Source organism: Pseudomonas sp. C9D1 (genome assembly GCF_056491235.1).
Genome location: NZ_JBSZIE010000002.1, coordinates 1,647,209 through 1,669,883 on the forward strand (window position 1 = coordinate 1,647,209; position 22,675 = coordinate 1,669,883).

19 protein-coding genes are annotated in these 22,675 nt (G+C 68.6%); 15 read left to right on the forward strand and 4 right to left on the reverse strand.

Annotation, left to right across the window (positions count from 1 at the left end):
- Positions 1-96: 96 nt before the first annotated feature.
- From ACXI0U_RS15735 to ACXI0U_RS15745, 3 genes are all read left to right on the forward strand, one after another.
- Positions 97-1,110, forward strand: a complete 1,014-nt coding sequence (locus ACXI0U_RS15735) for a DUF2804 domain-containing protein (protein WP_265169398.1) — start codon at positions 97-99, stop codon at positions 1,108-1,110.
- A 72-nt stretch (positions 1,111-1,182) separates the two neighbouring features.
- Entirely contained in the window at positions 1,183-2,577 is a 1,395-nt protein-coding gene (locus ACXI0U_RS15740; protein ID WP_479550538.1) for a class II fumarate hydratase, read from the forward strand.
- Complete coding sequence (locus ACXI0U_RS15745) at positions 2,570-3,187, forward strand: NAD(P)H-dependent oxidoreductase (protein WP_021218431.1); 618 nt, start codon at positions 2,570-2,572, stop codon at positions 3,185-3,187. The genes ACXI0U_RS15740 and ACXI0U_RS15745 overlap by 8 nt, the downstream gene beginning before the upstream one ends.
- Positions 3,188-3,297: 110 nt before the next feature.
- On the opposite strand, the gene ACXI0U_RS15750 is transcribed toward ACXI0U_RS15745, so the two are convergent.
- The gene (locus ACXI0U_RS15750; RefSeq protein WP_021218430.1) at positions 3,298-4,251 is read right to left on the reverse strand and encodes a DMT family transporter; all 954 of its coding nucleotides are present in this window, start codon (positions 4,249-4,251) and stop codon (positions 3,298-3,300) included.
- 282 nt (positions 4,252-4,533) lie between these two features.
- Here ACXI0U_RS15750 and ACXI0U_RS15755 point away from each other — a divergent pair, with 282 nt between their 5' ends.
- Positions 4,534-4,740 carry a DUF6316 family protein gene (locus ACXI0U_RS15755; RefSeq protein WP_021218429.1) on the forward strand — a complete coding sequence of 69 codons (207 nt, stop codon included), beginning with the start codon at positions 4,534-4,536 and terminating at the stop codon, positions 4,738-4,740.
- A gap of 206 nt (positions 4,741-4,946) precedes the next feature.
- Here ACXI0U_RS15755 and ACXI0U_RS15760 read toward each other — a convergent pair whose 3' ends face one another.
- Positions 4,947-6,131, reverse strand: a complete 1,185-nt coding sequence (locus ACXI0U_RS15760; protein WP_021218428.1) for a thiolase family protein — start codon at positions 6,129-6,131, stop codon at positions 4,947-4,949.
- 124 nt (positions 6,132-6,255) lie between these two features.
- Entirely contained in the window at positions 6,256-7,743 is a 1,488-nt protein-coding gene (pap, locus tag ACXI0U_RS15765; protein ID WP_271658587.1) for a polyphosphate:AMP phosphotransferase, read from the reverse strand.
- A gap of 233 nt (positions 7,744-7,976) precedes the next feature.
- On the opposite strand from pap, the gene mnmC reads away from it, so the two are divergent.
- The 11 genes from mnmC (at position 7,977) to ACXI0U_RS15820 (ending at position 22,206) form a co-directional block, all read left to right on the forward strand.
- Positions 7,977-9,953: a bifunctional tRNA (5-methylaminomethyl-2-thiouridine)(34)-methyltransferase MnmC2/FAD-dependent 5-carboxymethylaminomethyl-2-thiouridine(34) oxidoreductase MnmC1 gene (gene mnmC / locus ACXI0U_RS15770; RefSeq protein WP_479550539.1), complete on the forward strand. Its 1,977-nt coding sequence runs from the start codon at positions 7,977-7,979 to the stop codon at positions 9,951-9,953.
- Between the two features lie 242 nt (positions 9,954-10,195).
- Positions 10,196-11,668, forward strand: a complete 1,473-nt coding sequence (locus ACXI0U_RS15775; protein WP_479550540.1) for an NCS1 family nucleobase:cation symporter-1 — start codon at positions 10,196-10,198, stop codon at positions 11,666-11,668.
- 210 nt (positions 11,669-11,878) lie between these two features.
- Positions 11,879-12,145, forward strand: a complete 267-nt coding sequence (locus ACXI0U_RS15780) for a metal-sensing transcriptional repressor (protein ID WP_021218424.1) — start codon at positions 11,879-11,881, stop codon at positions 12,143-12,145.
- Positions 12,146-12,170: 25 nt separating this feature from the next.
- Positions 12,171-12,710, forward strand: a complete 540-nt coding sequence (locus tag ACXI0U_RS15785) for a rhodanese-like domain-containing protein (protein WP_479550541.1) — start codon at positions 12,171-12,173, stop codon at positions 12,708-12,710.
- Positions 12,710-13,447, forward strand: coding sequence for a sulfite exporter TauE/SafE family protein (locus ACXI0U_RS15790; RefSeq protein WP_479550542.1), 738 nt, complete (start codon positions 12,710-12,712; stop codon positions 13,445-13,447). Before ACXI0U_RS15785 ends, ACXI0U_RS15790 begins: the two co-directional genes overlap by 1 nt.
- 12 nt (positions 13,448-13,459) lie before the next feature.
- Complete coding sequence (locus ACXI0U_RS15795) at positions 13,460-14,158, forward strand: MBL fold metallo-hydrolase (RefSeq protein ID WP_479550543.1); 699 nt, start codon at positions 13,460-13,462, stop codon at positions 14,156-14,158.
- A 136-nt stretch (positions 14,159-14,294) separates the two neighbouring features.
- Positions 14,295-16,064, forward strand: coding sequence for an N-acetylglutaminylglutamine amidotransferase (locus ACXI0U_RS15800; protein ID WP_374981768.1), 1,770 nt, complete (start codon positions 14,295-14,297; stop codon positions 16,062-16,064).
- 13 nt (positions 16,065-16,077) lie between these two features.
- The gene (gene ngg, locus ACXI0U_RS15805; RefSeq protein WP_479550544.1) at positions 16,078-17,835 is read left to right on the forward strand and encodes an N-acetylglutaminylglutamine synthetase; all 1,758 of its coding nucleotides are present in this window, start codon (positions 16,078-16,080) and stop codon (positions 17,833-17,835) included.
- A 41-nt stretch (positions 17,836-17,876) separates the two neighbouring features.
- Complete coding sequence (locus tag ACXI0U_RS15810) at positions 17,877-19,073, forward strand: osmoprotectant NAGGN system M42 family peptidase (RefSeq protein ID WP_316925789.1); 1,197 nt, start codon at positions 17,877-17,879, stop codon at positions 19,071-19,073.
- Between the two features lie 62 nt (positions 19,074-19,135).
- Positions 19,136-21,895, forward strand: a complete 2,760-nt coding sequence (locus tag ACXI0U_RS15815; protein ID WP_431482442.1) for a hybrid sensor histidine kinase/response regulator — start codon at positions 19,136-19,138, stop codon at positions 21,893-21,895.
- A 68-nt stretch (positions 21,896-21,963) separates the two neighbouring features.
- Complete coding sequence (locus ACXI0U_RS15820; protein ID WP_111263357.1) at positions 21,964-22,206, forward strand: YheU family protein; 243 nt, start codon at positions 21,964-21,966, stop codon at positions 22,204-22,206.
- 51 nt (positions 22,207-22,257) lie between these two features.
- Here the strand turns inward: ACXI0U_RS15820 and ACXI0U_RS15825 are convergent, their stop codons facing one another.
- The gene (locus tag ACXI0U_RS15825) at positions 22,258-22,668 is read right to left on the reverse strand and encodes a VOC family protein (RefSeq protein WP_184487864.1); all 411 of its coding nucleotides are present in this window, start codon (positions 22,666-22,668) and stop codon (positions 22,258-22,260) included.
- Positions 22,669-22,675: the final 7 nt, after the last annotated feature.

The window sequence follows — 22,675 nt, forward strand, 5'->3', positions numbered from 1 at the left end:
CAGCCCGCCGACACAACGCCCCTTTGGGCCATGGGTCGCGCGCAATGTTCCCCGCCTCTTCAAAAATGGAAGCTGCACCCCACATGGACGTGTCCGATGACTAGCCATATCACTGCACTGGCGCCGCCCGGGCCGGCCGCGCTGTGCGATGCCCAGGGCCGATTGGAGCCACTGGCCATCGGCTGGTCGAACCGCCCACGCCTGAACTGCGCCATCCCCGGCAACGTCGGCCGGCGCAAACGCTGGAACCACTGGTGCATCACCACCCCGCAATGGGTGCTGTCGCTGACCCTGGCCGACCTCGACTACCTGGGCTACTGCGGCGCCTACTTCCTCGACCTGGAAACGGGCCAGGCGGTCAACCACTCCCAGCTGCGCCTGTTCGGCCGTGGCTGCCGCCTCCCCGATACACCGCTCGAAGGCTATGAATTCCAGCACCCGCGCCTGCACCTGAAGGTGGACGAACACCCCGGCCGCGCCCGCATCACCGTCGCCGTGCCGGATATCGGCGGCCAGCCGATGCAGGCCGCCCTCGACATCCTGCGCCCCCTGCACCTGGATTCGGTGAACCTGGTGGCGCCCTTCCCCGGCCGTGGCTTCCACGCCAGCAGCCGCCAGCTCGGCCTCCCCGCCAGCGGCAGCGTGCAGCTGGGTAATCGCCATTTCGACTGCCAGCCCGGCCAGAGCTTCGCCGCCCTCGACTTCGGGCGCGGCGTCTGGCCGTTGCACAGCCACTGGACCCGCGCCGCCTTCGCCACCAGCGGCGGCATCGCCGGCAACTTCGGTGCTGGCTGGACCGACGCCAGCGGCCTCACCGAGAACGCCCTGTGGTTCGGCGGCGAGCTGTCCAAGCTGGACCGCCCGGTGCGCATCGAACAGGCGCAGAACAACCCCCTCGCGCCCTGGCAGCTGAGCACCGAATGCAACCGCGTGCAGCTCACCTTCACCCCGCGCCAGCTGCACCAGGCCAACCCGCGCCTGGGGCCGCTCTTCGCCGATACCCGCCAGTGGTTCGGCCGCTTCGACGGCGTGCTGCGCGGCCCCACCGGCGAACGCGTACCGGTGGACAACGCCCTGGGCTGGCTCGGCTCCACCCACGCACGCTGGTAATAGCGCCCCCCGTTGAACCCCATGCTCCATCTGCGGCCTAAACTGCGGAAAATACCTTCTGGAGCATGCGCAATGAGCCGTACCGAAACTGACAGCCTGGGCCCGGTGGAAGTCGCTGAAGACGCCTACTGGGGCGCCCAGACCCAGCGCTCGCTGGAAAACTTCGCCATCGGCGTCGAGCGCATGCCGCTGGCGGTGGTGCACGGCCTGGCGCTGATCAAGAAGGCCGCGGCACGGGTCAACGGCCGCAACGGCACCCTCGCCCCGGACATCGCCCGCCTCATCGAACAGGCCGCGGACGAAGTGCTCGCCCACCGCCACGACGAGCAATTCCCCCTGGTGGTCTGGCAGACCGGCAGCGGCACCCAGAGCAACATGAACGTCAACGAGGTCATCGCCGGCCGTGCCAACGAGCTGGCCGGCGGCACCCGTGGCGGCAAGAGCCCGGTGCACCCGAACGACCACGTCAACCATGCCCAGAGCTCCAACGACAGCTTCCCCACGGCCATGCACATCGCGGCCGCCCAGGCAGTCCATCAGGAACTGCTGCCGGCCCTGGCCGAGCTCAGCGGCGGCCTCGCCGAGCAGGCCGCCCGCCATGTGCGCCTGGTGAAGACCGGGCGCACCCACATGATGGATGCCACCCCCATCACCTTCGGCCAGGAACTGTCGGCCTTCGTCGCCCAGCTCGACTACGCCGAGCGCGCCATCCGCAATGCCCTGCCGGCGGTCTACCAGCTGGCCCAGGGCGGCACCGCCGTCGGCACCGGGCTCAACGCGCCCCACGGCTTCGCCGAAGCCATGGCCGCAGAACTGGCCGCCCTGGCCGGCCTGCCCTTCGTCTCCGCGCCCAACAAGTTCGCCGCCCTGGCCGGGCACGAGCCCCTGGTGACCCTCTCCGGCGCCCTGAAGACCCTGGCGGTGGCACTGATGAAGATCGCCAACGACCTGCGCCTGCTGGGCTCCGGCCCCCGTGGCGGCCTGGCCGAGGTGAGGCTGCCGGCCAACGAGCCGGGCAGCTCGATCATGCCCGGCAAGGTCAACCCGACCCAGTGCGAGGCGCTGTCCATGCTCGCCTGCCAGGTGATCGGCAACGACACCACCATCAGCCTCGCGGCGAGCCAGGGCCACCTGCAGCTCAACGTGTTCAAACCGGTGATCGCCCACAACCTGCTGCAATCCATCCGCCTGCTGGCCGATGGCGCGCGCAACTTCCAGCGCCATTGCGTGGCCGGCATGGAGCCGGACGCCACACGCATGGCCGAGCACCTGGAACGCGGGCTGATGCTGGTCACCGCCCTCAATACCCATATCGGCTACGACAAGGCCGCGCAGATCGCCAAGAAGGCCTACAGCGAAGGCACCACCCTGCGCGAGGCGGCGCTGGCGCTGGGCTTCGTCAGCGAGGCGGATTTCGACGCCTGGGTACGCCCGGAAACCATGCTGGAGGCCGGCCAACATGGTTGATACCGCCAAGCACGGCGCCACGCCCCTGGAAGGCGACGGCAAGCGCATCCTGATGATCTTCGGCTCGCCCAAGGGCAACAGCCTGTGCAATGCCCTGGGCGAAGCCTATGCCCAGGGCGCCCGCAGCGAAGGCCACGTGGTGCGCCTGCTCAAGCTCGGCGAGATGGAATTCGACCCGGTGCTGCACCAGGGTTACGACCAGAGCCAGGCGCTGGAGCCGGACCTGCTGGAGGCCCAGCGGCAGATCCACTGGGCCGAGCACCTGGTGTTCGTCTACCCGGTCTGGTGGGGTGGCGTGCCGGCGCTGCTCAAGGGCTTCTTCGATCGCGTGTTCCTCCCCGGCTTCGCCTTCCGCTACCGCGGCGTGCGCTCCTGGGACAAGCTGCTCGAAGGCCGCACCGCCGACCTGCTGGTGACCCTGGACACGCCGCCCTGGTACTTCCGCTGGATCTACGGCGCCCCCGGGCACCGGCAGATGACCCGCACCATCCTCGGCTTCTGCGGCATCAAGACCCGCCGCCTCGCCGAATTCGCCCCGGTGCGCCCCTCCACCGAGGAACAGCGCCAGGCCTGGCTGCGCAAGGCGGAAACCCTGGGCACCCGTAACTAGCGACACGGCCATCGACCCTGTAGGTCGGGTGCAACCCGACACGGAGGTAGGCTGTAGCCCGGGCTTCAGCCCGGGAAAGCGGCGGCACGGAGCGCCCCCGCCAGCCCCCTCTACAGCGCGCGAACCTGGCGCGCCCTCCAGCTGCGCACCAGCGAGGGCGCGAGGGCGGTGAGCGCAGAGCCCAGCACCACCAGCAAGGCGCCGCCGTAGGCGATGCCATTGAGCTGTTCGGGCACCACGTGGTCGGGCCAGAAGCTGGCGGCGACCGCCACCGAGGCGAAGGTCACCAGCGGGGTGATGGCCAGGGTGGCGCTGACCCGCGAGGCCTCCCAATGGGCCAGGGCTTCGGCGAAGGCACCATAAGCCACCAGGGTGTTCAGGCAGCAGGCCAGCAGCAGCCAGCCCTGCAACGGCGACAGCTGCAGCGCTTCCAGGGGCGACACCCAGGGCGTCAGCAGGGCTGCGCAGCCGAGGTAGATCACCATCATCACCTGCATGGAGTTCCACACCGTCAGCAGCTGCTTCTGCGCCAGGCCGTAGAAGGTCCAGACGAAGGCCGCCGCCAGCACGATGAGCACGCCGGTGGTGTAGGTGCCCAAGGAGGTGAGCAACTCGTCCAGGCGCTGGTTGAAGAACAGGCCGAAGCCCAGCACCAGCACCGCCAGGCCAAGCGCCTGGCCGATGCTGAAACTCTCCTTGAAGATGAACAGGCTGCCGATCAGGAAGAGGATGGGCGCCACCTGGATCACCAGTTGCGTGGTGCCGGGGCTGAGCATCTTCAGGCCGATCAGGTAGAGCACGTAGTTGCCCAGCAGCCCGGCGATGGCCAGCGCCACCAGCCCTCCCCCCTTGCGCCCCAGCGGACGAAAGCGCGGCAGGCGGCGGGTCGCCGCGAGCCAGACGAACAGCAGCGAGCCGGACACCAGCAGGCGAAACCAGGTGACGGTCACCGGGTCCATCACCTTCAGCACTTCCTTGAGCTTGATCGGCAGGATGCCCCAGAGCACGGCGGTGACCAGGGCGAGGAACAGGCCGTAGAGCCAACGGCCGGAAGAAATGTGCATGGAGACCTCGAAGCGGAAGGGACCCGGCCGGCAAGGCGGCGGGCCGCTCATTCTAGAACCTGCTCTGCGACGCACACAGCGACAATTGCCTGCGCGAGCGACGCCCAACTGTACCGGTCGCACCGCCGCCAAGCGTCAGGTTTCCAGCGCCATTTTTATGGAAATGCAGCGAACGGTCGCGATCAGGCGCCGATTCGTACCGCCTATCGCCTGAGCGCGCAGGCACCGGGACGCGGATTAGACTCAACAATCATCCGACCCATTCACCCCGGAGTAATCAGTATGTTCGGGCAACGCACCGTGGACGCCGCAGCCAGCACCCATTACCGCAGCGACCGCGTCAGCGCGGTGAATGGGCAGTATTTCTTCGCCACCCGCGAAGGCACCCTGGAAGGTCCCTACTTCACCCGCGCCGACGCCGAGCGCGAGATCGCCTTCTACATCCGCCGCATGATGCAGGCCGACGACATCATCGCCAGCCGCCTCTGAGCGCCGCACATACGACCGCAAGCACAGCCCCGGCGGCTTCTCATCGCGAATGAATTCGCTCCCACAGGGCGGCGCTGTGCGCCGCTTGGCGACTGAAGTCGCCCCTACAAAAAACGCCGCCCGCCCCAGGGTACGCAGCGCCCAAATAAAAACCCGCAGCGGCCAGGCCGTTGCGGGTTTTGTCATTGCGGCGTCCGTGGAGCGGATCAGCGCACCGCTTCGAACAGCCCGGTGGCGCCCATGCCGCCGCCCACGCACATGGTGACGATGCCGTAGCGCTTGCCCTGGCGCTGCAGCTCGCGCACCAGGTGGCCGACCTGGCGCGAGCCGGTCATGCCGAAGGGGTGGCCGATGGAGATGGAGCCGCCGTTGACGTTGTACTTCTCGTTGTCGATGCCCAGGTGGTCACGGGCGTACAGGCACTGCGAGGCGAAGGCTTCGTTCAGCTCCCACAGGTCGATGTCGTCCACCGACAGGCCACGGGCCTTGAGCAGCTTGGGCACCGAGTAGATCGGGCCGATGCCCATTTCGTCCGGCTCGCAACCGGCCACGGCGAAGCCACGGAAGAAGGCCCGGGGCTTGAGGCCCAGCTCGATGGCCTTGTCCAGGCTCATCAGCAGGGTCATGGAGGCGCCGTCGGACAGCTGCGAGGAGTTGCCGGCGGTGACCGAACCGTCCTCGGAGAACACCGGCTTCAGCGAAGCCAGGCCTTCCAGGGTGGTGTCGGCGCGGTTGCAGTCGTCGCGGTCGACCACGCCGTCGACGATCTTCTTCTCGCCGGTGGCCTTGTCCTCGACCCCGTACTTGACGTTCATCGGCACGATTTCATCGTCGAACAGGCCGGCGGCCTGGGCACGGGCGGTGCGCTGCTGGCTCTGCAGGGCGTACAGGTCCTGGGCCTCGCGGGAGACGTTGTAGCGACGCGCGACGATCTCGGCGGTCTGGCCCATCGGGTAGTAGATGCCGGGGTGTTCCAGCTTCAGGCGCGGGTTGACGAAGTTGTCCTGGTTGATGCTTTTCAGCGTCAGGGTGATGGACTCGACGCCGCCGGCGACCATCACGTCGCTGCAGCCGGAAGCGATCTGGTTGGCGGCGATGGCGATGGCCTGCAGGCCCGAGGAGCAGTAGCGGTTCAGGGTCATGCCGGCGACGCCGATGCCCAGGCCCGAGAGCACGGCGACGTTACGGCCGATGTTGTGGCCCTGGGCGCCTTCGTTGGAACCGGCGCCGACCACGCAGTCGTCCACCAGCGTCGGGTCCAGGTCATTGCGCGCCAGGAGGGCGTTCACGCAGTGGGCGGCCATTTCGTCCGGCCGGGTCATGTTGAACTTGCCGCGGAAGGACTTGGCCAGGCCGGTCCGAACGCTGTCGACTATCACCACTTCACGCATGAGGCACCTCTTTCTTGTGGGTGTGAGGACGGGTGTCCATTGACGATGGCCGGAGCATAAATCCACCCAATGTCGCAGGGCGACGATCATTCACCCTGCGTATGCGCGGCCATCGCCCGCCGGCTCAGCCCTTCTTGAAGGCCCGCTCCAGCGCCTCGTTGAGGGTGCGCAGCACCTTCACCCGGGCATAGCGCTTGTCGTTCGCCTCGATCAGGGTCCAGGGCGCCAGCTCGGTGCTGGTGCGATCCACCATGTCGCCCACGGCGTCGACGTAGAGGTCCCACTTGTCGCGGTTGCGCCAGTCCTCGTCGGTGATCTTGTAGCGCTTGAAGGAAGTCTCCTCGCGCTCCTTGAAGCGGCGCATCTGCTCGTCCTTGTCGATGGACAGCCAGAACTTCACGACTACGATGCCGTGGTCGTGGAGCTGCTCCTCGTAGTCGTTGATCTCGCTGTAGGCGCGCAACCAGTCGGCCTCCGAGCAGAAGCCCTCGACCCGCTCCACCAGCACCCGCCCGTACCAGGAGCGGTCGAAGATGGTGAACTGCCGGCGCGGCGGCACATGGCGCCAGAAGCGCCACAGGTAGGGTTGTGCGCGCTCTTCCTCGGTGGGCGCGGCGATGGGCACGGTGCGGTACTGGCGCGGGTCCAGGGCCCCGGTCACCCGGCGGATGGCCCCTCCCTTGCCGGCCGCGTCGTTGCCCTCGAACACCGCCATCAGCGCGTGCTCGCGGAAGCGCTTGTCGCGCATCAGCCCGGCCAGCCGCGCCTGCTCGGCGTCCAATTGCTCTCGGTAATCGTCCTTGCTCAGTTTCAGGCTCAGGTCGAGGCTGCTGAGCAGCCCGCGGTTGTCCAGGCTGGAAACCAGCGGCGCCGCGTGGGGCTGCAGCACCGGGCGGTCCTTGCGCTTGAGCGCGGCCTGCAGCCCCTCGAGGATGATGCGGCCGACGCTGAGGCTGCGGTAGTTCTCGTCGACGCCCTCGACCACGTACCAGGGCGCGTAGTCGCGGCTGGTGCGGCGCAGCATGCGCTCGCCGAAGCGCACGAAGCGGTCGTAGGTCTCGCTCTGCTTCCAGTCCAGCGGGTTGAGCTTCCAGCTGCGCTGCGGGTCTTTCTCCAGGTCCTTGAGGCGCTGCTTGAGCTGCTTCTTGGACAGGTGGAACCAGAACTTGAAGATCAGCGCGCCCTCGTCGCAGAGCATGCGCTCGAAGCGCTCGGCGAAATCGATGGCCTGGTCGAAACGGCCGTCCTTGATGTCGCCCTCGACCCGCGCATGGAGCATCTGGCTGTACCAGTTGCCGAAGAAGATGCCGGTCTGCCCCTTGGCCGGCAGCTTGCGCCAGAAGCGCCATTGAGGCGGCCGCGACAGCTCCTCGTCGGTGGGCAGCAGGAAACTCTCGACATGGATCAGGCGCGGGTCCATCCACTCGTTGAGCAGCTTCACCGTCTCGCCCTTGCCTGCGCCCTCGATGCCGTTGATCAGGATGATCACCGGGAAGCGTGCCTGCTGTTTCAGCTCGAACTGCGCCTCCAGCAATGCCTCGCGCAGCTCCAGCACCGCTTTCTCGTAGGTTTCCTTGTCGATGGAATGACCGATTTCCGCAGATTCGAACATGCGACTCTCCCAGGTTGGTGGAGAAAAAATAGCGGAAGACGCGCCACTACGGGGTGAAAGATTCGATGGAATTGCGGGTTTCCCCCAAGCCCGCACGCATCTTTCCCCGTAGGAGCGAGCTCTGCTCGCGAAGCGCCCAATCCCAAAGTGCATCACCCCAAGCGTCCCCCTGTCGCACGCTCCTGCCCGGCTTGATCGGCTACTATTCGCGCTTCGTTCCGCCGGGGTCCTTCATGTCCGATTTCCATCACGCGCTGCTCGCCTGGGACGAGCAGGGCCAGCCGTTGTCACGCGAATTCGACGACGTCTACTTCTCCCCCGTCTCGGGGCTCGACGAGACGCGCCACACCTTCCTCGACGGCAACGAACTGCCCCGGCGCTTCGCCGAACTGGCCGCCGGCGAGCGCCTGGTGGTGGGCGAGACCGGCTTCGGCACCGGCCTGAATTTCCTCAGCACCTGGCAGCTGTTCGACGAGCTGGCGCCGCCCGGTGCCCGCCTGCATTTCGTCAGCGTCGAGAAGTACCCGCTGGCCCGTGAAGACCTCGCCCGCGCCCTGGCGCTGTGGCCGCAACTGGCGCCCTTCTCCGGCGCCCTGCTGGACCAGTACCGCGCGGTGAACCCCGGCTTCCAGCGCCTGCTGTTCGCCGCAGGGCGGGTGACGCTGACGCTGCTGGTGGGCGATGCGCTGGACTGCCTGCCCGAGCTGGATGCCCGCATCGATGCCTGGTTCCTCGACGGCTTCGCCCCGGCGAAGAACCCGCAGATGTGGTCCCCCGAACTCTTCGCCCAGCTGGCGCGGCTGAGTGCACCGGGCGCCACCCTGGCCACCTTCACCAGCGCCGGCTTCGTGCGCCGCGCACTCAAGGAGGCCGGCTTCCAGATCCGCCGTGCCCAGGGCTTCGGCAGCAAGTGGCACATGAGCAAGGGCCGCTTCCTGGGCGAGCCCGCCAGCGCCGGCAAACCCTGGTTCGCCCGCCCCGCGCCCTTCGCGGGCGAGCGCCAGGTGCTGGTGATAGGCGCCGGCCTGGCCGGCTGCGCCAGCGCCGCCAGCCTCGCCGCCCGTGGCTGGCAGGTGACCCTGCTGGAGCGCCACGCCGGCGTTGCCGAGGAGGCTTCCGGCAATCCCCAGGGGGTGCTCTACCTCAAGCTTTCCGCCCACGGCACCGCACTGTCGCGCCTGATCGTCAGCGGCTTCGGCCATACCCGCCGGCTGCTCCAGCACCTGCAACCGAACCAGGACTGGCAAGGCTGCGGCGTGCTGCAACTGGCCTTCGAAGCCAAGGAGGCCGAGCGCCAGGTGAGCCTGGCCGCCGCCTTCCCCGCCGGCCTGCTGCGCCGGCTCGACCGTGAAGAGGCCGAAGCCATCGCCGGCGTCGCCCTGCCCGCCGGTGGGCTGTTCTACCCCGAAGCCGGCTGGGTGCACCCGCCCGCCCTGTGCCGCTGGCTGGCCGGGCAGCCCGGCATCCGCCTGCTGCCCCACAGCGAAGCCTTGCAGCTGCGCCGCGAGAATGGCCGCTGGCAGGCGCTGGACGGTGAGCAGGTGCTGGCCGAAGCACCGATCGCGGTGCTGGCCGGCGCCGCCGAAATCCTCCGTTTCCCCCAGGCCAACGGGATGCTGCTCAAGCGCATCCGTGGGCAGATCAGCCGCCTGCCGGCCACCGCCAGCAGCCGCGCGCTGGCCACCGTGGTCTGCGCCGAAGGCTATGTCGCACCGGTGCGCAACGGCGAACACACCCTGGGCGCCAGCTTCGACTTCCACAGCCAGGACCTGGCGCCGACCACCGCCGAGCACGCCGGCAACCTCGAGCTGCTGCGGGAAATCTCCCCAGACCTCGCCGAACGCCTGCAGGCCGAACAGCTCGACCCGGCGCTGCTGGAAGGCCGCGCGGCCTTCCGCTGCACCACGCCGGACTACCTGCCGCTGGTAGGCCCGCTGTGCGATGCCGCCGCCTTCGCCGAAACCTACGCCGTGCTGGGCCGCGATGCACGCCAGGTGCCGGATGCACCGGTGCCCTGGCTCGACGGCCTCTACGTCAACAGCGGCCATGGCTCACGGGGCCTGATCACCGCGCCGCTGGCCGCCGAGCTGCTGGCCGCCTGGCTGGACGACGAACCCCTGCCGGTGCCCCGCGATGTCGCCGAAGCCTGCCACCCGAACCGTTTCCCGCTGCGCCAGCTGATTCGCGGCAAGAACGCCAGCCGTACCTGACAGGTACGGCAGGGCTTCGCCGCCTCGGCCAGCGGAAAGCACCAGCAAGGGTGAGCGCCGCCTCCCTTAATCCCTATAATCTCATATAAATCATGTAGTTATAGAACATATCCACACCACCTCGCGCGCCCCCCCCGTCCTGCTGCGATTCGCCGTGGACCGCCGCACAATCCGCCGGCTGGAGCCTGTGCTCCCGCCGCCCCGCCCGGGGCGACCGCCCCCGAGGATGCGAGGAACCGCGGATGCCCCTCTCCCAGAACCAGGAGCCGATACGGCTGCCACTCGACCCCAGCCCCAGCCTCTATAACGACGACCTCGCCCCCAACAGCCCTGAAGCGCGGCATTGGGGCAGCTACAGCCTGTTCGCGCTGTGGACCAACGACGTGCACAACGTCGCCAACTACAGCTTCGCCATCGGCCTCTTCGCACTCGGCATGAGTGGCGGCCAGATCGTCGCCGCCATGGGCCTCGGCGCGCTGCTGATCTACGGGTTGATGAACCTTTCCGGCTATATCGGCCAACGCACCGGCCTGCCCTTCCCGGTGATCTGCCGGGTCGCCTTCGGCATCCGTGGCGCGCAGTTTCCGGCGTTGATCCGCGCGGTGATCGCCGTCGCCTGGTTCGGCATCCAGACCTACCTCGCCTCCCTGGTGCTCGGCGTCCTGCTGCTGACCCTGGCACCAGGGCTGGCCGCCTGGAGCGACGGCGATGTGCTCGGCCTGTCGCCCTTCGGCTGGGCCTGCTTCATCGGGGTGTGGCTGCTGCAACTGGCGATCATGGCCTACGGCATGGAAATGATCCGCCGCTACGAAGCCTTCGCCGGCCCGGTGATCCTGCTCACCCTCGCGGTACTCGCCGCCTGGATGTACTGGAAGGCCGGCCTGCGCATCGCCTGGGCCAGCAGCGAACCCGCCAGCGACGCCGCCGGCTGGTTCCGCGTGTGCTCCGGCGCGGCCCTGTGGATCAGCCTCTACGGCACCATGCTGCTGAACTTCAGCGACTTCTCGCGCCACTGCCCCGATGCGCGCACCATCCGCCGTGGCAACTTCTGGGGGTTGCCGGTGAACATGCTGCTGTTCGGCTGCATCGCCGCGGTGCTCGCCGGCAGCCAGCTCGCCATCGACGGCCAGGTCATCACCAGCCCCACCGACATAGTCGCCGCCATTCCCTCCAAGCCCTTCCTGGTGCTCGGCTGCCTGGCGCTGCTGATCGTCACCGTGGCGGTGAACATCATGGCCAACTTCGTCGCCCCGGCCCTGGTGCTCTGCAACCTGGCGCCACGGCAGCTGAACTTCCACCGCGCCGGGTTGCTGGCCGCCGCCCTCGGCGCGCTCATCCTGCCGTGGCACCTGTACAACAGCCCGGAGGTGATCCTGTACTTCCTCGGTGCCCTGGGGGCACTGCTGGGGCCGCTGTACGGGGTGATCATGGTCGACTACTGGCTGGTGCGCCGGGGCCGGCTGGATATCCCCGCGCTCTACAGCGCCGCGCCCGACGCCGCCTACCACTACCGCCACGGCGTCAACCCGCGCGCCCTGGCCGCCCTGCTGCCGGCCGCCATCATCGCCATCGCGCTGGTGCTGCTGCCCAGCCTGGAGGCCCTCTCCAGCTTCAGCTGGTTCATCGGTGCCGGCCTGGCGTCGGTGTTCTACCTGCTGGTGGGCAACCGTCGCTACCGCTTCGATGTCTGGAAGGAAGCCTTCAAGCGCCACTGACGACGCCAGCCGGGCACTCATCCGCCCGGCGGCAACGCGTCGCAGCTGACAGCCCTGCAAGGCGAATCTATACTCCCCCCTGTATAAGCCCCAGGGAGTATTCGCCATGCCCTTCAGCCTTTCTCCAAGCCCCCGCGCCCGTGGCCAGGCCGCCAGCGGAGCGCGCGAGCCTTTCCCCTTCGCGCGCCCGGCCGTGGCGCCGGTGACGCCATGAGCGGCCCCACGCCGGAGCGCCAGGACGCCATGCTCAAGCGCCTGGCCCGGGTCGAGGGGCAGGTGCGCGGCATCCAGGCGATGATCCGCCGCGGCGAGTCTTGCGAGGCCATCGCCCAGCAGTTCTCCGCCGCCCGCAAGGCGCTCGACAAGGCCTACCAGGAGATGCTCGCCTGCCTGGTCGAGGAAACCGTTCTCGACCCGGATCGCGACGATGCCGAGACCCTGGCGCGGGTGCGCGCGATCTTCACCAAGTACACCTGACCCATACTCCACGGGAGTACCCGACATGAACGACACCATCCACCTGATCGACGCACCGCGCTTCGCCGAACTGCACCAGCGGGGAGCGGCCCGCTTCCTCATCGACGTGCGCAGCCCGGCGGAATACCGCGCCGGGCACATCGCCGGCGCCCACAACGAACCGCTGGTCAACCTGGACCCCGTGCGCCTGGCCGAGCGCCTGCGCGGTGAGGGCCTGAACAGCGGCGACGAGCTTTACCTGATCTGCCAGAAGGGCCAGCGCGCGCGCCAGGCGGCCGAGCGTTTGAGCGCCCTGCTGCCGGGCGTGCAGGTGATCGAGGGCGGCACCGACGCCTGCCTGGCCTGCGGCATGCCCCGCGAAGGCAGCGGCGGCGGCCTGGAGCTGCAGCGCCAGGTGCAGATCAGCGCCGGCAGCCTGGTGCTGCTGGGCGTGGTCCTCGGCACCTGGGTGCACCCCGGCTGGTACCTGCTGAGCGGCTTCGTCGGCGCCGGCCTGACCTTCGCCGGGCTGAGCGGCACCTGTGGCCTGGCCCTGGTGCTCGCCCGCATGCCCTGGAACCGCTGATGCTTCTCGAAGCCCTCGCCATCGGCACCCTGCTCGGCCTGCTGCTCGGGCTGACCGGCGCAGGCGGCTCGCTGGTGGCCCTGCCCTTGCTGCTCAGCCTGCACCTGCCCCTGCGCGACGCGGTGGGCGTGAGCCTCGGCGCGGTGGCCCTCACCGCCCTGGTCGGCACCCTGCTGCGCCTGCGCCAGGGCCATGTGGCCTGGCCGCCGGTGCTGCTGCTCGCCGCCAGCGGCCTGCCCGGCAACGCCCTGGGCCAGTGGCTCGGGCACTGGGTGCCGGAGGGCCTGCTGATCACCGGCTTCTGCCTGCTGGTGCTGTGGTCCGCCTGGCGCCTATGGCGCGGCGCCCAACAGTCACGCGCCGGCACGGGCCCACTGCGTTACCTGCCGTTGCTGGCCATCGGTCTGGGCGTGGGCGTGCTCTCGGGGCTGATGGGCGTCGGCGGCGGCTTCCTGGTGGTTCCGGCGCTACTCTGGTTCACGCCGCTCTCGGTCATGGCCGCCACCGCCACCTCCCTGGCGGTGGTCGTGGTGGTGTCCGGTGGCGGCTTCTTGCTCTACCTGGGGCAGGCCCAGCCCCCCGCGCTGCTGCTCGGCGCCCTGGCCTTCGGCGGCGCGCTCGGCATGCTGGTCGGCAACCGCCTGGCGTACCGCCTGGGCGGCCCGGCGCTGCAACGCCTGTTCGCGGTGCTGCTGGTGATCACCAGCCTGTCGGTGGCCCTGCAGAAACTGATCTGAGGAGATTGCACCATGCTGCTGCGCCAGCTCTTCGATGCCGAAAGCTCCACCTACACCTACCTGCTCGCCGACGCCGGCGAGGCGGTATTGATCGACCCGGTGAAGGAACAACTCGACGCCTACCGGCGCCTGCTCGACGAACTCGGGCTGCGCCTGGTGCTGGCCCTCGATACCCATACCCACGCCGACCACATCACCGCCCTGGGCGACCTGCGCGAGGCCACCGGCTGCCAGAGTGGATTCGGCGCCGAAAGCGGCAGCACCTGCGCCAGCTTCACCTTCACCGACGGCACGCGCCTGCACTTCGGCGCCCGCGAACTGATCGCCTGGTACACCCCTGGGCACACCGCGGACTCCTACTGCTTCCTGCTGCCCGCCAGCCCCGCCGATGGCACTCCGGCGCGGGTGTTCACCGGCGACACCCTGCTGATCCGTGGCACCGGGCGCACCGACTTCCAGAACGGCGACGCCCGTGCCCAGTGGGCCAGCCTGGGGCGCCTGCTGGCGCTGGAGGACGACACCGAGGTGTGCCCCGGCCACGACTATCGCGGCTGGACCCGTTCGAGCATCGCCGAGGAACGCGCCCACAACCCGCGCCTGCAGGTGGCCAACGCCGAGGCCCATGCGGCGCTGATGGCCAGCCTGCGCCTGCCGAACCCACGCCTGATGGACATCGCCGTGCCCGCCAACCGCGCCTGCGGCCGCCCCTGAGGTGAGTTCCCGGTGCCACAAAGCGGCTCTTTGGCTAATAACTATTTGATCTAAACCATCCGCAAAAATACCGGTCGGACTCTTACTGCCTGCATAAAGCGGGCGGTATCCCCAACGGCAGAACCGGTAAGGACTTATGTGCGGCATTTCTGGAGAGTTACGCTTCGACAAACGACCCGCCGACCTGGCTGCGGTCGAACGCATCACCCATCACCTCGCCCCTCGCGGCCCCGACGCCTGGGGCTTCCATAGCCAGGGCCCCATCGCCCTGGGCCACCGCCGGCTGAAGATCATGGACCTGTCCGACGGCTCGGCGCAGCCGATGGTCGAGCCCGACCTGGGCCTGGCGATGAGCTTCAACGGCGCCATCTACAACTTCCCCGAACTGCGTGAAGAGCTGCAGGCCCTCGGTTATCGCTTCCGCTCCGGCGGCGACACCGAGGTGCTGGCCAAGGCCTGGCACGCCTGGGGCAAGGACATGCTGCCCAAGCTCAACGGCATGTTCGCCCTGGGCATCTGGGAGCCGGGCAGCCAGCGCCTGTTCCTGGCCCGCGACCGCCTCGGCATCAAGCCGCTGTACCTGTCGCGCACGGCCAGCCGTCTGCGCTTCGCCTCCAGCCTGCCGGCGCTGCTCAAGGGTGGCGACATCGACGGCACCTTGGACGCCGAGGCGCTCAACCACTACCTCAACTTCCACGCCGTGGTGCCGGCACCGCGCACCCTGGTCAAGGGCATCGAGAAGCTGCCGCCGGCCAGCTGGATGATGGTCGACGCCGACGGCAACATCGACCAGGGCACCTGGTGGAACCTCGACTACGGCCACCGCGCCGACGAGGCCGGGCTGCAACTGGCCGACTGGCGCGACCTGCTACTGGGCAGCCTGCGCGATGCCGTCGCAGTGCGTCAGCGCGCGGCCCGCGAAGTGGGCGTGCTGCTTTCCGGCGGCGTCGACTCCAGCCTGCTGGTGGGCCTGCTGGCCGAGGCCGGCGTCGAGGACCTGCTGACCTTCTCCATCGGTTTCCAGGATGCCGGCGGCGAGCGCGGCGACGAGTTCGAGTACTCCGACCTCATCGCCCGCCGCTACGGCACCCGCCACCATCAATTGCGGGTCGGCGAGCACGAGATCATCGAGCAGTTGCCCGCGGCCTTCCGCGCCATGAGCGAGCCGATGGTCAGCCATGACTGCATCGCCTTCTACCTGCTCTCCCGCGAAGTCTCCAAGCACTGCAAGGTGGTGCAGAGCGGCCAGGGTGCCGACGAGCTGTTCGCGGGCTACCACTGGTACCCGCCGCTGGCCGACACGGCCGACCCCTTCGCCACCTACCGCGCGGCCTTCTTCGACCGCAGCCACGCCGACTACCGCGACACCGTGCAGCCGGCCTGGCTCACCGGGGACGTGGCCGGCGACTTCGTCCGCGAGCACTTCGCCCGCCCCGGCGCCGAAGACCCGGTGGACAAGGCCCTGCGCCTGGACAGCACCATCATGCTGGTGGACGACCCGGTCAAACGCGTCGACAACATGACCATGGCCTGGGGCCTGGAGGCCCGCGTGCCCTTCCTCGACTACCGCGTGGTCGAGCTCTCCGCGCGCATCCCCTCGCGCTTCAAGCTGGGCGATGGCGGCAAGCAGGTGCTCAAGGAAGTCGCCCGCCAGGTCATCCCCCACGAGGTGATCGACCGGCCCAAGGGCTACTTCCCCGTGCCCGGGCTCAAGCACCTGCAAGGCAAGACCCGCGACTGGGTGCGCGAGCTGCTGCTGGACCCGAGCCAGGATCGCGGCCTGTTCAACGCCGCCACCCTCGAACGCCTGCTGGCCAACCCCGCTGAAGACCTGACCCCGCTGCGCGGCTCCAAGCTGTGGCAGATGGCGGCGCTCAACCTCTGGCTCAACGAGCAGGGGCTCTAAGGAGAGATTCGCGATGAAATTCTTTACCAGCCAGCAGTACGTGCAGAGCCAGCGTCTGCTGCGCGGCCAGGCGCCCTCCTACGAGCGCCTGCAGGCACGCCTGGCGGAAGAGCACAAGGATGAACAGCCGGAGCAGGTCCAGGTGTTGCACTGCGGCTGGGGCCGCCTGCTGCTGGGCCACACCTACCCGGACCCGGCCAGCCTGGCCCGCGAGCTGCTGGCCGAGAGCCCCGGCGAGCGGGACATCGCCCTGTACGTCGCGGCGCCCCAGCAGGTGCTGGCCCAGGCACCGCAGCAGCTGTTCCTCGACCCCTCCGACACCCTGCGCCTGTGGTTCACCGACTACCGCCCGGCGCGCCGGGCCTTCCGTGGCTTCCGCATCCGCCGTGCCCACAGCGAGGACGACTGGCAGGCCATCAGCCAGCTGTACCGCAGTCGCGGCATGCTGCCGGTGGATCACGACGCCATCACCCCGCGCCACCAGGGCGGCCCGGTGTACTGGCTGGCCGAGGATTCGGCCAGCAACCAGGTAGTGGGCAGCGTGATGGGCCTCAACCACCGCAAGGCCTTCCACGACCCGGAAGGCGGCTCCAGCCTCTGGTGCCTGGCGGTGGACCCGCAATGCAACCGCCCCGGCGTCGGCGAGGCGCTGGTGCGCCACCTCATCGAGCACTTCATGAGCCGTGGCCTGGCCTACCTCGACCTGTCGGTGCTGCACGACAACCGCCAGGCCAAGGCGCTGTATTCCAAACTCGGCTTCCGTGACCTGCCGACCTTCGCCATCAAGCGCAAGAACGGCATCAACCAGACCCTGTTCCTCGGCCCCGGCCCGGAAGAGGACCTCAACCCCTATGCGCGGATCATCGTCGACGAGGCCCACCGCCGCGGCATCGAGGTGCGCGTCGACGACGCCCGCGCCGGGCTCTTCAGCCTCAGCCAGGGCGGGCGCAGCGTGCGCTGCCGCGAATCGCTGTCGGACATGACCAGCGCCGTCAGCATGACCCTGTGCCAGGACAAGACCCTCACCCACAGCACCCTGGCCCGCGCCGGCCTCAGCCTGCCGGCGCAGCGCCTGGCCGGCACCGAGAAGGAGAACGCCGCCTTCCTCGCCGAACATGGCGCCCTGGTGGTCAAGCCGGTGGACGGCGAGCAGGGCAATGGCGTGGCCGTGGATCTGCGCAGCGCCGCCGAGGTGGAAGCGGCCATCGACAACGCCCGGCGCTTCGACAGCCGCGTGCTGCTGGAGAGCTTCCACCAGGGCCACGACCTGCGCATCGTGGTGATCGGCTACGACGTGGTCGCGGCGGCGATCCGTCGCCCGGCCGAGATCGTCGGCGACGGCCAGCGCAGCATCCGCTCGCTGATCGAGGCGCAGAGCCGTCGACGCCAGGCCGCCACCGGTGGCGAAAGCCGCATCCCCTTCGACGACGAGACCGAACGCACCCTCAGGGACGCCGGCTACGGCTACGACGATGTGCTGCCCGAGGGCACCCACCTCGCCGTGCGCCGCACCGCCAACCTGCACACCGGCGGCACCCTGGAAGACGTCACCGGCATCCTCCACCCGCGCCTGGGCGAGGCGGCCGTCCGCGCCGCCCGCGCTCTCGGCATCCCGGTGGTGGGCCTGGACCTGCTGGTGCCCGCCGCCGACCAGCCCGACTACGTGTTCATCGAAGCCAACGAGCGGGTCGGCCTGGCCAACCACCAGCCGCAGCCCACCGCCGAGCGCTTCATCGACCTGCTGTTCCCCCTCAGCCAGCCGCTGTCCTGAGCCCCGGGCCTGCGGGCCCGGCACCTCGCCAAGGAGACGCCATGACTGCCAGAAAACTCCCCGAACCCGATATCAACTACCTGCGCCAGGTGCTCCTGGAGATGCTCGCCATCCCCAGCCCCACCGGCTTCACCGACACCATCGTGCGCTACGTCGCCGAGCGCCTGGAGGAGATGGGCATCCCCTTCGAGCTGACCCGTCGCGGCACCATCCGCGCCACCCTGCTGGGCCGGCAGAAGAGCCCCGACCGCGCGGTGGCGGCGCACCTGGACACCATTGGCGGCATCGTCCGCCAGATCAAGGACAACGGCCGCCTGGCCCTGGCGCCGGTGGGCTGCTGGTCCAGCCGCTTCGCCGAAGGCAGCCGCGTCAGCGTGTTCACCGACACCGGGGTGATCCGTGGCAGCGTGCTGCCGCTGCTGGCCTCCGGCCACGCCTTCAACACCGAAGTGGACAGCATGCCCATCAGTTGGGACCACATCGAACTGCGCCTGGACGCCTACAGCTCCACCCGCGCCGACTGCGAATCCCTCGGCGTGTGCATCGGCGACTTCGTCGCCTTCGACCCGCTGCCCGAGTTCACCGAGAGCGGCCACATCAGCGCCCGCCACCTGGACGACAAGGCCGGCGTCGCCGCCCTGCTCACCGCGCTCAAGGGCATCACCGAAGCCAAGCTGGTGCCGCCCATCGACTGCCACCCGCTGTTCACCATCACCGAGGAGATCGGCTCCGGTTCCGCCGGCGCGCTGCCTTGGGACGTCAGCGAGTTCGTCGGCATCGACATCGCCCCGGTAGCCCCCGGGCAGCACTCCAGCGAGCACGCCGTCAGCGTCGCCCTGCAGGATTCCGCCGGCCCCTACGACTACCACCTCTCGCGGCACCTGCTGAAGCTGGCGGAAAAGAACGTCATCCCCGTTCGTCGCGACCTGTTCCGCTACTACCACAGCGATGCCCAGTCGGCGATCGCCGCTGGCCACGACACCCGTGCCGCCCTGCTGGCCTTCGGCTGCGACGCCACCCACGGCTACGAGCGCACCCACATCGACAGCCTGGAGGCCATGACCCGACTGCTGGGCGCCTACATGATGAGCCCGCCGGTATTCGCCAGCGACGCCGACAATGCGCAGAACTCCCTGGAGCCATTCAGCCACCAGCTGGAACACACCGCGCAGATGGAAAACGACACGCGCGTACCGACTGTCGGAAGTCTCGTAGGCAAGGGCGAAAGCGACGCTTGAAGGCCACCTCACATAAAGGCAAAGTGCCAGGCCACAGGTCATAAAAACCACGGGGTGAAAGGATGCCTCGCCTCTGTCTGGCGCTCCTGTTGTTCTGCCTTGCCGGCCAGGCCTGGGCGCTTCCGAGCGCCCCCCTCGACCGTGACGACCTGCGCCTGTCCCTGAGCCCCTTCCTGGGTTACCTCGAGGATCGGGACGGCACGCTGCAGGTCGGCGACCTGCGCAAGCTGCCCGACGAAGCCTTCACCCCGGTCCACGGCGAGCACGCCAACCTGGGCAAGAACAGCTCGGTCTGGTGGTTCAAGGTGCGCCTGGTCAACAGCCGCCAGCACCCGCTTTCGGGTTACCTGGAAGCCAACTACCCGCTGCTGGACCACATCAAGGTCTTCCTCTTCGACCCCGACGGCCACCTGCAGGAGCAGGAAAGCGGCGACAGCTTCGCCTTCGCCCAGCGCCCGGTGCAGGTGCGCAACTTCTGGTTCCCCCTCGATTTGCAGCCCGGCAGCAACACCCTGCTGTTGCGGGTGGAAAGCACCAGCACCCTCTTCGTGCCGCTGTTCTTCAGCACCTATGGCGCCAGCGCCGCGGCCCAGGAAAACCTCATGGGGTTCAACGGCGCCTTCTACGGCGTGCTGTTCGCCATGTTCTTCTACAACCTGTTCCTCTACATCTCGCTGCGCGAGTCGGCCTACCTCTGGTACCTGGCCTACAACCTCAACGTCGGCCTGCTGGCCGCCTGCTTCGACGGCATGCTGTTCAAGCTGCTGCCCGAACACGTGGCCTTCCAGTCGGTGAGCATCTACATCCTCATGTACCTGCACTGCCTCACCGCCGTGCAGTTCAGCCGCCACTTCCTCCACGCCAAGCAGTACTTCCCGCGCCTCGACACGGCGCTGCGGGTGGCGATGCTGGTGACGATGGCGATCTTCCTCTCGGCGCCGCTGATCGGCCTGCAGGCCTGGAACATCCTCGCCAGCCTCACCGTCTCCGCCGTCTCGCTGCTGCTCCTGCTGGCCGGCATCTACGTCTGGCGCCGCGGCGTGCGCTACGGCTCCTACTACACGCTGGCCTGGGGCATCCTGCTGTTCGCCTTCATCCAGGCCACCACCGGCTCGCTGGGCGTGGAGGTGCTGGGCATCTTCGGCGCCACGGTGGTGAAGATCGGCGTGACCATCGAGCTGATCACCCTGTCCATCGGCCTCGCCGACCGCATCAATACCCTCAAGGAAGAAGGCTTCCGCTCGCGCCAGGCGGCCGAGCAGGCCCATGTCGAAAGCCGCGCCAAGAGCCGCTTCCTGGCCAAGATGAGCCACGAGATCCGCACGCCCCTCAACGGCGTGCTGGGCATGCTGCAACTGCTCAAGGAAACCCCGCTGGACCGCAGCCAGCGCTTCTACGTCGACACCATCTCCAGCTCCGGCAGCGCGCTGATGGCGGTGATCAACGACATCCTCGACTACGCCCGCATCGAGTCCGGCAAGCTGACCCTGGAACACATCGAGTTCGACCTGGAGCAGTTGCTCTCCGACACCCTCAGCCTGTTCACCGCCCAGGCCCTGGACAAGCGCCTGCGCCTCTACATCAGCCTGGAAAGCGGCGTGCCGCGGCGCATCAAGGGTGACCCCACGCGCCTCAAGCAGGTGCTGATGAACCTGCTGAGCAACGCCCTCAAGTTCACCGCCGAAGGCCATGTGGCGGTGAACGTCTGCCGCCGCTCCAACTCCCTCGGCGACCCGCACCTGATCTTCGCCATCAGCGACAGCGGCATCGGCATCCGCAACGAGGCGCTGTCCCAGCTGTTCGATTCCTTCGCCCAGGGCGACTCCAGCACCACCCGCCGCTACGGCGGCAGCGGCCTGGGCCTGGCCATCAGCAAGGAGCTGGTGGAAATGATGGGCGGGCGCATCGAGGTGCAGAGCACGCCCGGCCAGGGCACGCGCTTCGCCTTCGACATGCCGCTGCAGGAAGGCACCGAGGAAGACGACGAGCTGCTGCGCCTGCTCAAGGGCAAGACCGCCCTGCTCACCTCCCTCGACGGCCTCGGCCTCGACGCCCTGAGCCGCCTGCTGGGCCGCTGGGGCATGCGCACCGAGCGCTGCCAGACGCCCGAGCGCCTGAACGAATACCTCGACGACTTCGCGGTGCCGCCGCTGCTGGTGCTGGTGGCGCCCTGGCCGGGCAGCGCCGCGCACTGGCTCGACTCCCTGCGCCCGCGCCTGGAACCGGGGCAGCGCATCCTCCTGCTGTGCCCGCCCGAGCAATGCCAGAACCTGCCCCAGAGCAGCGGCCTGCGCCTGATCGCCATGGCCCAGCCCCTGGCCGTGGTGCCCCTGCGCGAAGCCCTCGGCGACCTCTATCAGGAGCGCCGCCAGGAGCCGCGCCCAATCCTCAGCGAGGCCTTCAGCGACTCCAGCTCCGCCCCCTGCATCCTGGTGGCCGAGGACAACGCGGTGAACCAGTTGGTGGTGCAGGGCTTCCTGCGCAAGCGCGGCTACCGGGTGCGCACCGTGGCCAACGGCGTGGCCGCAGTGAACGAATACGAGCGCGACCCGGCGGGCGTGCAACTGATCCTGATGGATTGCGAGATGCCGGAAATGGACGGTTTCGAGGCGACCAAGCGCATCCGCCAGTTCGAACGCAACCGCCAATTGGTGGCCGTGCCCATCGTCGCGCTGACCGCGCACATCCTCGACGAACACCGCGATGCCGGGTCCGAGGCGGGCATGGACGACTTCCTCGGCAAACCCCTGGACAGCGCCCTGCTCTTCGCCACCCTCGACCGCTTGCTGATGCGCCAGGACCTGCGCGAGGACTCCGCCTGAGCCGACGCCTGCGCATGGCGTCGCGGCGGTCATCGCGCTAGGATCGCCGCCTGCCCCTGAGGTCCACCATGCTGATTCCCCACCACCTGCTCGAAGCCGACACCCTGACCCGCCTGATCGAGGACTTCGTCACCCGCGACGGCACCGACAACGGCGACGAAACCCCGCTGGAAACCCGCGTCGCCCGCGTCCGCCATGCCCTGGAGAAGAAGCAGGCGGTGATCGTCTTCGACCCGGACAGCCAGCAATGCCAGTTGATGCTGCGCAGCGAAGTGCCGAAGCAATTGCTCGAGTCCGCCGAGGACGAGTGACAGCGCCCGACGAAACCGACGCCCGACACAGTCGCTGCGCGTTTGCGCGGCTTACTGATCCTTCTCGCAGTTGACCATCCACGGCACCCCGAAGCGGTCTTCGAGCATGCCGAAGCGCGCGGCCCAGAAGGTCGCCTCCAGGGGCATCTGCACCTTGCCGCCGGCGGAGAGCGCGGCGAACACGCGCTCGGCTTCCTTGATGGAGTCGACGTTGAGCGACACCGAGCAGCCACGGATGCCGTCATAGGGGTGTTCCGGCGTGGTGTCGGACGCCATCAGCGACTGGTCGCCGATGGTCAGGCAGGCATGCATGGCGCGGTCGTGGAACTGCGCGGGCACATGCTCGGCGGCCGGTGATGCGCCGAAGGTCATCACCTGCAGCTCGCCGCCCAGGGTCTGGTTGTAGAACTCGAAGGCCTCGCGGCAGTTGCCGGCGAAGATCAGGTAGGCATTGATACGCATGGTCAGC

Coding starts and splice junctions, on each gene's coding strand:
- ACXI0U_RS15735 (WP_265169398.1), top strand. CDS start 97: ATGACTAGCCATATCACTGCACTGGCGCCGCCCGGGCCGGCCGCGCTG.
- ACXI0U_RS15740 (WP_479550538.1), top strand. CDS start 1,183: ATGAGCCGTACCGAAACTGACAGCCTGGGCCCGGTGGAAGTCGCTGAA.
- ACXI0U_RS15745 (WP_021218431.1), top strand. CDS start 2,570: ATGGTTGATACCGCCAAGCACGGCGCCACGCCCCTGGAAGGCGACGGC.
- ACXI0U_RS15750 (WP_021218430.1), bottom strand. CDS start 4,251: ATGCACATTTCTTCCGGCCGTTGGCTCTACGGCCTGTTCCTCGCCCTG.
- ACXI0U_RS15755 (WP_021218429.1), top strand. CDS start 4,534: ATGTTCGGGCAACGCACCGTGGACGCCGCAGCCAGCACCCATTACCGC.
- ACXI0U_RS15760 (WP_021218428.1), bottom strand. CDS start 6,131: ATGCGTGAAGTGGTGATAGTCGACAGCGTTCGGACCGGCCTGGCCAAG.
- pap (WP_271658587.1), bottom strand. CDS start 7,743: ATGTTCGAATCTGCGGAAATCGGTCATTCCATCGACAAGGAAACCTAC.
- mnmC (WP_479550539.1), top strand. CDS start 7,977: ATGTCCGATTTCCATCACGCGCTGCTCGCCTGGGACGAGCAGGGCCAG.
- ACXI0U_RS15775 (WP_479550540.1), top strand. CDS start 10,196: ATGCCCCTCTCCCAGAACCAGGAGCCGATACGGCTGCCACTCGACCCC.
- ACXI0U_RS15780 (WP_021218424.1), top strand. CDS start 11,879: ATGAGCGGCCCCACGCCGGAGCGCCAGGACGCCATGCTCAAGCGCCTG.
- ACXI0U_RS15785 (WP_479550541.1), top strand. CDS start 12,171: ATGAACGACACCATCCACCTGATCGACGCACCGCGCTTCGCCGAACTG.
- ACXI0U_RS15790 (WP_479550542.1), top strand. CDS start 12,710: ATGCTTCTCGAAGCCCTCGCCATCGGCACCCTGCTCGGCCTGCTGCTC.
- ACXI0U_RS15795 (WP_479550543.1), top strand. CDS start 13,460: ATGCTGCTGCGCCAGCTCTTCGATGCCGAAAGCTCCACCTACACCTAC.
- ACXI0U_RS15800 (WP_374981768.1), top strand. CDS start 14,295: ATGTGCGGCATTTCTGGAGAGTTACGCTTCGACAAACGACCCGCCGAC.
- ngg (WP_479550544.1), top strand. CDS start 16,078: ATGAAATTCTTTACCAGCCAGCAGTACGTGCAGAGCCAGCGTCTGCTG.
- ACXI0U_RS15810 (WP_316925789.1), top strand. CDS start 17,877: ATGACTGCCAGAAAACTCCCCGAACCCGATATCAACTACCTGCGCCAG.
- ACXI0U_RS15815 (WP_431482442.1), top strand. CDS start 19,136: ATGCCTCGCCTCTGTCTGGCGCTCCTGTTGTTCTGCCTTGCCGGCCAG.
- ACXI0U_RS15820 (WP_111263357.1), top strand. CDS start 21,964: ATGCTGATTCCCCACCACCTGCTCGAAGCCGACACCCTGACCCGCCTG.
- ACXI0U_RS15825 (WP_184487864.1), bottom strand. CDS start 22,668: ATGCGTATCAATGCCTACCTGATCTTCGCCGGCAACTGCCGCGAGGCC.